Source organism: Tenacibaculum amylolyticum (assembly GCF_964511145.1).
Taxonomy (GTDB): Bacteria; Bacteroidota; Bacteroidia; order Flavobacteriales; family Flavobacteriaceae; genus Polaribacter; species Polaribacter amylolyticum.
On record NZ_CAZEFZ010000007.1, the window covers coordinates 34,561 to 41,623 of the forward strand.

Below are 7,063 nucleotides of genomic sequence, written 5' to 3' on the forward strand. Positions count from 1 at the left end.
AAAATGGATTATTTAAAGTTAATTAATAGAAATGAACTTCTCTTTAATAAGGATATTAAAGTTAATGAATTAGAGTTAATAAATGAAGTTTCTAACTCTAGTTTTTTAGTTCTAGGTGGGGCTGGTACAATAGGTCAAGCTGTAACTAAAGAAATTTTTAAAAGAAAACCTAAAAAACTTCATGTAGTAGATATTAGTGAGAATAATTTAGTAGAGTTAGTTAGGGATATAAGGAGTTCATACGGATATATAGAAGGAGATTTTAAAACATTAGCTCTAGATATAGGATCAATAGAGTATGATGCGTTTATTGAAAATGGAGATGGGTATGATTACGTATTAAATCTATCAGCATTAAAACACGTAAGAAGTGAAAAAGATCCGTATACCTTAATGAGAATGATTAAGGTCAATATATTGAATACTATCAAAACTATTGATCAGTCAATAAAGATGAAGGTAAAAAAATACTTTTGTGTTTCTACAGATAAAGCAGCAAACCCAGTTAATATGATGGGAGGATCTAAACGAATAATGGAAATGTTTTTAATGGAGAGAAGTAGATATATTAATATATCTACAGCGAGATTTGCTAATGTAGCTTTTTCTGATGGGTCATTATTACATGGATTTGAGCAAAGGATCAAAAAGAGACAACCAATTGCTGCGCCTTCTGATATAAAAAGATATTTTGTTGTACCTCAAGAATCAGGAGAACTATGTTTAATGTCTTGTATTTTTGGAGAGAATAGAGATATATACTTCCCAAAACTTGATCAAGGTTTACATTTAATCACTTTTTCAGAAATAGCTAAAAAGTTTCTTGAAGAGAAAGGATACTCTCCTAGTATGGTGAACTCTGAGGATGAAGCTAGAGCATCAATTAATGACCTTGAAGAAAAAGGTAAGTGGCCTTGTTTATTTACAAAAAGTAATACTACAGGAGAAAAAAGTTTTGAAGAATTTTTTACAGATAAGGAAGAGTTAGATTTAGAAAAGCACTACAATTTAGGAATTGTAAAAAATGCTCCAGAATTTAATGAAGAGAAATTAAAACACTTCCTTAATGTAATTAATGAATTAAGGGAAAAAAAATCTTGGAGTAAAGAAGAGATTGTAAAGTTATTCCATGAAATGTTACCTAATTTTGGACATAAGGAAGTAGGTATTTATTTGGATTCTAAAATGTAGTAGAATGAAAGAAACAGTTAAGATATTATCATATATACGTGAATTGTTTGATACACCTGATGAGTTTATACCACTTCATGTGCCTAATTTAAATGGAAATGAGAAGAAATATTTAAATGAATGTATTGATTCTACCTTTGTTTCTAGCGTAGGAAAGTTTGTCGATTTATTTGAAGATAAAGTTGCAGAATATACAAAAGCAAAACATGCAATAGTATGTGTTAATGGTACTAATGCTCTTCATTTATCTTTACTTGTTGCTGGTGTTGAACCTGGTGATGAGGTAATAACTCAACCACTTACATTTATTGCTACAACAAACGCAATAGTATATGCAAATGCTACGCCTGTATTTGTAGATGTAGATATAGATACAATGGGATTATCACCAAAAGCGCTAAAAACTTTTTTAAAGGAACATTCAGAGCAGAGAAATGGAGAATGCTATAATAAAATAACGAATAACCGTATTAAGGCATGTATGCCAATGCATACATTTGGTCATGCATGTAGAATAGAAGAAATTTTAAGTGTTTGTAAAGAATATAATATTGAATTAATTGAAGATGCAGCAGAAGGAATGGGGAGTTTTTATAAAGGAAAGCATTTAGGTACTTTTGGAAAAATAGCAGCAATTTCATTCAATGGAAATAAAATTATGACGACAGGTGGAGGAGGAATAATTTTGACTGATGATGATGAGTTGGCAGCTAAGGCAAAACATTTATCAACTCAGTCAAAAGTACCTCATAAATGGGAATATGTTCATGATAATATTGGGTTCAATTATAGAATGCCCAATATTAATGCTGCATTGGGGCTTGCACAACTTGAAAGATTAGATTTTTTTCTTGAAAATAAAAGAGAGTTGGCATCTAAATATTCGACCTTTTTTAAAGGTAGCGAAGTGTCATTTTTTGAGGAAAGAGAAGAGGAGCAGTGTAACTTTTGGTTAAATGCGATTCTTTTGAAAGATAGAAAGGAGCGAGATTTGTTTTTAGAAGAGAGCAATAAAGCAGGGGTGATGACTAGACCAATATGGCAACTCATGAATAAATTACCTATGTATAAGGAAAATGTAAAAGGACCGCTAACAAATGCAGAGTGGTTAGAAGATAGAGTAGTCAATATTCCAAGTAGTGTTAGATTATAACCAAATTGAATGGATAAACCTGAGCTTATACTTATAGGAGGAGGAGGACACTGTATGTCTGTAATAGATATTATTGAATTAAATAATAAATTTACAATAAAAGGAATTCTTGATGATTATACCGACCAAAAAGAAATATTTGGTTATCCAGTTTTAGGAGGAGATGAACTTATAGAAAAGTTTGTTAATGATAATACGTTTTTTTTAATTACAGTAGGTCAAATAAAATCATATACAGTTAGAGAGAAAATTTTTAAAAAAATAATTAAAGCAAAAGGACAACTAGCAACTGTTATTTCCCCAAGAGCTTATGTTTCTAAACATTCGAAAGTAGAAGAAGGAACAGTTATAATGCACGATGTTGTTGTGAATACAGATGCTAAAATAGGTAAGAACTGTATTATTAATACAAAATCAAATATTGAACATAGTGTTATAATTGAAGATTTTTGCCATATTTCTACATGTTCTGTAGTAAATGGGGATTCAATTATAAAAAGAGGCACCTTTATAGGAAGTAATGCAACCATTTCTAATGGAATAATTATTAAAGAAAACAGCATAATTAGTGCTGGAGAATTTATTAAAAGATGAAGAAAACACTCATAATAGCAGAAGCTGGAGTAAATCATAATGGAGATATTAAGCTAGCAGAGAAATTAATCGATGTAGCTGCAGAAGCAGGGGTTGATTATGTAAAGTTTCAGACATTTAAAGCTAATAAATTAGTTACTAAAAACGCTAAGAGAGCAGAGTATCAGGATTCTAATACTAACAATAATGATAGTCAGTTTGAGATGCTTAAAAAGTTAGAGCTCTCTCAAGACGATCATCACCATTTAATTGAATATTGTAAAAACAAAAAAGTGAAATTTCTATCCACAGGATTTGATTTTGATAGTGTTGATTTTTTGTATAATATAGGTGTTCGTTTAGCAAAAATACCTTCAGGAGAAATTACTAATTTACCTTATTTAAGAAAAATTGCAAGCCTATTTCCAGAAGTAATTTTATCAACGGGTATGGCAGATATTACTGAAGTAAAAGAGGCAGTTGAAGTTCTTATTAATGGAGGGGTTGATAAAAATAAATTAACTGTTTTACATTGTAATACAGAATATCCTACACCAATGAAGGATGTTAATCTTAAAGCGATGCTCCATATTAAAGAAGAAGTTGAAGTGAATATAGGGTATTCCGATCATACTTTGGGAGTAGAAGTTCCAGTAGCAGCCGTTACTCTTGGTGCTGAGGTAATAGAGAAACACTTTACTCTTGATAGAAATATGGAAGGACCAGATCATAGAGCTTCCTTAGAACCTAGAGAATTAAAATTAATGGTAGACTCAATTCGTAATATAGAGAAAGCATTAAGTGGATCAGGAATAAAAGAACCTTCGGTTTCAGAAACAAAAAATAAAGATATAGTTAGAAAAAGTATTGTAGCTATTAAACCTATTCAAAAAGGAGAGGCGTTTACTGAAGAAAATTTAGGAATTAAAAGACCGGGTAATGGAATTTCTCCTATGAATTGGGATAGGGTAATAGGGCAGATCTCAAATAAGGACTTTAATATAGATGATGTAATTGTACAATGAGAAAAATATGTGTTATAACAGGGACTAGGGCCGAGTACGGTTTGTTGTATTGGGTAATGAAATCAATTGAAGAAGATAAGGATTTTCAATTACAACTTATTGTTACAGGAATGCATTTATCTACTGAGTTTGGTTTGACCTATAAACAAATTGAAAAAGACGGATTTCATATTGATAAAAAAATAGAAATTCTTTTGTCGTCTGATTCACCAATTGGTATTTCGAAAAGTATGGGATTAGCTATGATTTCTTTTTCAGAAGCATTTGACGAGTTACAACCAGATTTAATTCTTGTGTTAGGAGATAGGTTTGAAATTTTTTCAGCGGTTTCAGCAGCAATGATTAGTAGAATTCCAACTGCTCATTGTCATGGAGGTGAAGCAACTGAAGGTTTAATAGATGAATCTATAAGGCATTCTATAACCAAAATGTCTCATGTCCATTTTTGTTCTACAGAAGATTATAAAAAAAGAATTATTCAACTGGGGGAATCACCAGAGTCAGTTTATAATGTTGGAGCTTTAGGAATTGAAAATATAAATAAGCTAGAATTACTTTCAAGAGAAGATTTTGAAGAATCTATATCGTTTAAATTAGATAAAAAATATAGCTTTTTAGTGACTTTTCACCCAGTAACATTAGAAAAATCAACAGCAGGAGAACAAATAGATCAACTACTTGAAGCTATCGATAAAATTGATGATTGTAAAATAATTTTTACAAAATCAAATTCAGATACGGACGGAAGAATTATTAATGATAGAATTGAAGAGTATGTAAAGAATAACCCTTTAAAATCTGTATGTTTTACATCTCTAGGGCAATTAAGATATTTATCAGCTTTAAAATATGTAGATTGTGTTATTGGTAATTCTTCAAGTGGTTTAATTGAAGTGCCAAGTTTTAACACCGCAACTGTAAATATAGGTGATAGACAGCGAGGAAGAATTATAGGAGATAGTGTAATATCTTGTCTGTCCTCTACTGAGGATATAGAAAAAGCTATTAGAAAATCAATATCTAAAGAATTTAAAAATAATGTGCTATCTATAGCTAATAACCCTTATGGTACAGGTAACTCTTCGGATACAATAGTTGATGTTTTAAAAAGAACTGATTTAAAAGATATATTAAAGAAACAATTCTATGACTTATAAGAAAATGAAAATTTTATTTATAGGAACAGTTGAGTTTTCATATAAAGCACTTAGTTCTTTATTAGAAAATGAATTTGAAGTAGTTGGTTTGATAACAAAGAAGACTTCGAAGTTCAATGCTGATTTTCATGATTTAACACCATTAGCTAAACAGTATGGTGTGCCAGTTAAATACCGTACTAAAGATAACGAAGAAGAGTTAATTTCTTTTATTAAAGAGAAATCACCTGATGTTATTTACTGTTTTGGATGGTCCCATATTCTTTCAAACACTATATTAACTTTACCTCCATATGGTGTAGTAGGTTTTCATCCTGCAGAATTACCTAATAATAGAGGGAGACACCCAATTATATGGGCACTATTTTTAGGGGTAAAGCAAACTGCTAGCACTTTTTTTATTATGGATGAAGGTGCAGATACTGGTGATATAATATCACAAGAAATCATAAAGATAGAAAATGATGATGCCACTACTTTATATCAAAAAATTACTAGAAAGGCTTTACATCAAATTGTAACTTTTTCTGAAGATTTACAAAAGAATAAAGGAAATATAAGCAAAATTGTACAAGATAAAAATGAAGGCAACACTTGGAGGAAAAGAGGGAAAAGTGATGGGAAAATAGATTTTAGAATGACCTCTAAAGCCATTGTAAACCTTGTACGTTCACTGACTCGACCTTATGTGGGAGCTCATATAGAGTATGGAACAGAAGATGTAATTGTGTGGAGAGTAGAAAATGAAACTACTATTTTTGATAATTATGAACCAGGTAAAGTACTTGAAGCTGATGAAAAAAATGGGATTGTTGTAAAAACTTATGATGGAGCAATTAGAATTATAGAGCATGAATTTAAAATACTACCAATAAAAGGAGATTATTTATGAAAAATATAATGGTGATATCTGCACATCCTGATGATGAAATTCTTGGATGTGGGGGAACATTAATAAAGCACAGAGAATCAGGAGATAAAATTCATTGGTTAATAACAACAAACATTAGTGAAAACCAAGGGTTTAGTAAAGAAAGAGTTGATAGTAGACAAGAAGAAATCATGGAGGTTGAGAAAAGACTTAAAATTCACAAAACCTACAAATTGAATTATCCTACAATGTGTTTGAGTGATGAAAGTCTCTTAACTATGATTCCTGAAATAAGTAAAATTTTTAATGAATCAAAACCTGAAATAATTTACGTTCTTAATCGTTCTGATGCACATTCGGATCATTTAATTACGTTTAAAGCTGTAATGGCTTGTACAAAATCCTTTAGGTATCCATTTGTAAAAAAAGTATTCATGTATGAGTGTATTTCTGAAACTGAATTTGGTGTAGCATTACCAGAAAATCATTTTTTACCGAACTATTTTGTAGATATAAGTCCTTATCTAAAAGAAAAAATAGATATTATGTCTATCTATGAATCAGAAATAGGAGAACATCCTTTTCCTAGATCTAATAGAAATTTGGAAGCTCTTGCAACTTTTAGAGGAGCTACAGCAGGAGTAGAGTATGCAGAAGCTTACCAAGTGTTAAAATATATAGACAAGTAAATAGTATTTAATAATATGAGAAATTACAGAGAACATTTAATCAATCAAAAAAGTACTATTAAAGAAGCACTGGAGAAGTTAGATATTCTTGCTAAAGATGCTATTCTTTTTATTATCGATGATAAGAATAAACTTATAGGGTCTTTAACTGATGGAGATGTTAGAAGAGGGTTATTAAAAGGTGTAGCGATAGATGACATAGTAACTAAAATTATTCAAGATAATCCTAAATATATAAAGAAAGAGGATTATGATATCAATAAAATTATTGAATACAGAGAAAATAATTATAGAATATTACCTGTAATAGATAAAAATGGTGTTATAATTAATGTTATTAATTTTAGAGTTTTAAGATCGTACCTACCTGTAGATGCTGTTATTATGGCGGGAGGTAGAGGAAG

At 30.3% G+C, this 7,063-nt stretch carries 8 protein-coding genes (1 of these 8 cut by a window edge); all 8 read left to right on the top strand.

Features of this window, described 5'->3' with window-relative positions; all coding sequences use genetic code 11:
- Positions 1-3 precede the first annotated feature (3 nt).
- Tightly spaced (at most 15 nt apart), the 8 genes in view from ACKTTC_RS03625 to ACKTTC_RS03660 form a layout consistent with a single transcriptional unit that may run on beyond the window.
- On the top strand, positions 4-1,191 hold the full coding sequence (locus ACKTTC_RS03625; RefSeq protein ID WP_408038371.1) for a UDP-N-acetylglucosamine 4,6-dehydratase: 1,188 nt from the start codon (positions 4-6) through the stop codon (positions 1,189-1,191).
- A 4-nt stretch (positions 1,192-1,195) separates the two neighbouring features.
- Positions 1,196-2,344: a LegC family aminotransferase gene (locus ACKTTC_RS03630; protein ID WP_408038373.1), complete on the top strand. Its 1,149-nt coding sequence runs from the start codon at positions 1,196-1,198 to the stop codon at positions 2,342-2,344.
- A gap of 9 nt (positions 2,345-2,353) precedes the next feature.
- The gene (locus tag ACKTTC_RS03635; RefSeq protein WP_408038374.1) at positions 2,354-2,938 is read left to right on the top strand and encodes a NeuD/PglB/VioB family sugar acetyltransferase; all 585 of its coding nucleotides are present in this window, start codon (positions 2,354-2,356) and stop codon (positions 2,936-2,938) included.
- Positions 2,935-3,942, top strand: a complete 1,008-nt coding sequence (gene neuB / locus ACKTTC_RS03640) for an N-acetylneuraminate synthase (RefSeq protein WP_408038376.1) — start codon at positions 2,935-2,937, stop codon at positions 3,940-3,942. Before ACKTTC_RS03635 ends, neuB begins: the two co-directional genes overlap by 4 nt.
- On the top strand, positions 3,939-5,099 hold the full coding sequence (gene neuC, locus ACKTTC_RS03645) for a UDP-N-acetylglucosamine 2-epimerase (RefSeq protein WP_408038378.1): 1,161 nt from the start codon (positions 3,939-3,941) through the stop codon (positions 5,097-5,099). The genes neuB and neuC overlap by 4 nt, the downstream gene beginning before the upstream one ends.
- 4 nt (positions 5,100-5,103) lie before the next feature.
- A complete protein-coding gene (locus ACKTTC_RS03650) occupies positions 5,104-5,991 on the top strand; it encodes a formyltransferase family protein (RefSeq protein ID WP_408038380.1) in 888 nt (295 codons plus the stop codon).
- Positions 5,988-6,659: a PIG-L deacetylase family protein gene (locus tag ACKTTC_RS03655; protein ID WP_408038382.1), complete on the top strand. Its 672-nt coding sequence runs from the start codon at positions 5,988-5,990 to the stop codon at positions 6,657-6,659. The genes ACKTTC_RS03650 and ACKTTC_RS03655 overlap by 4 nt, the downstream gene beginning before the upstream one ends.
- Before the next feature lie 15 nt (positions 6,660-6,674).
- Positions 6,675-7,063: the start of a nucleotidyltransferase family protein gene (locus tag ACKTTC_RS03660; RefSeq protein WP_408038384.1), read on the top strand. Its footprint extends 661 nt past the window's final position; the window shows 389 of its 1,050 coding nt (coding positions 1-389); it begins with the start codon at positions 6,675-6,677; the stop codon falls past the right edge of the window.

Coding starts and splice junctions, on each gene's coding strand:
- ACKTTC_RS03625 (WP_408038371.1), top strand. CDS start 4: ATGGATTATTTAAAGTTAATTAATAGAAATGAACTTCTCTTTAATAAG.
- ACKTTC_RS03630 (WP_408038373.1), top strand. CDS start 1,196: ATGAAAGAAACAGTTAAGATATTATCATATATACGTGAATTGTTTGAT.
- ACKTTC_RS03635 (WP_408038374.1), top strand. CDS start 2,354: ATGGATAAACCTGAGCTTATACTTATAGGAGGAGGAGGACACTGTATG.
- neuB (WP_408038376.1), top strand. CDS start 2,935: ATGAAGAAAACACTCATAATAGCAGAAGCTGGAGTAAATCATAATGGA.
- neuC (WP_408038378.1), top strand. CDS start 3,939: ATGAGAAAAATATGTGTTATAACAGGGACTAGGGCCGAGTACGGTTTG.
- ACKTTC_RS03650 (WP_408038380.1), top strand. CDS start 5,104: ATGAAAATTTTATTTATAGGAACAGTTGAGTTTTCATATAAAGCACTT.
- ACKTTC_RS03655 (WP_408038382.1), top strand. CDS start 5,988: ATGAAAAATATAATGGTGATATCTGCACATCCTGATGATGAAATTCTT.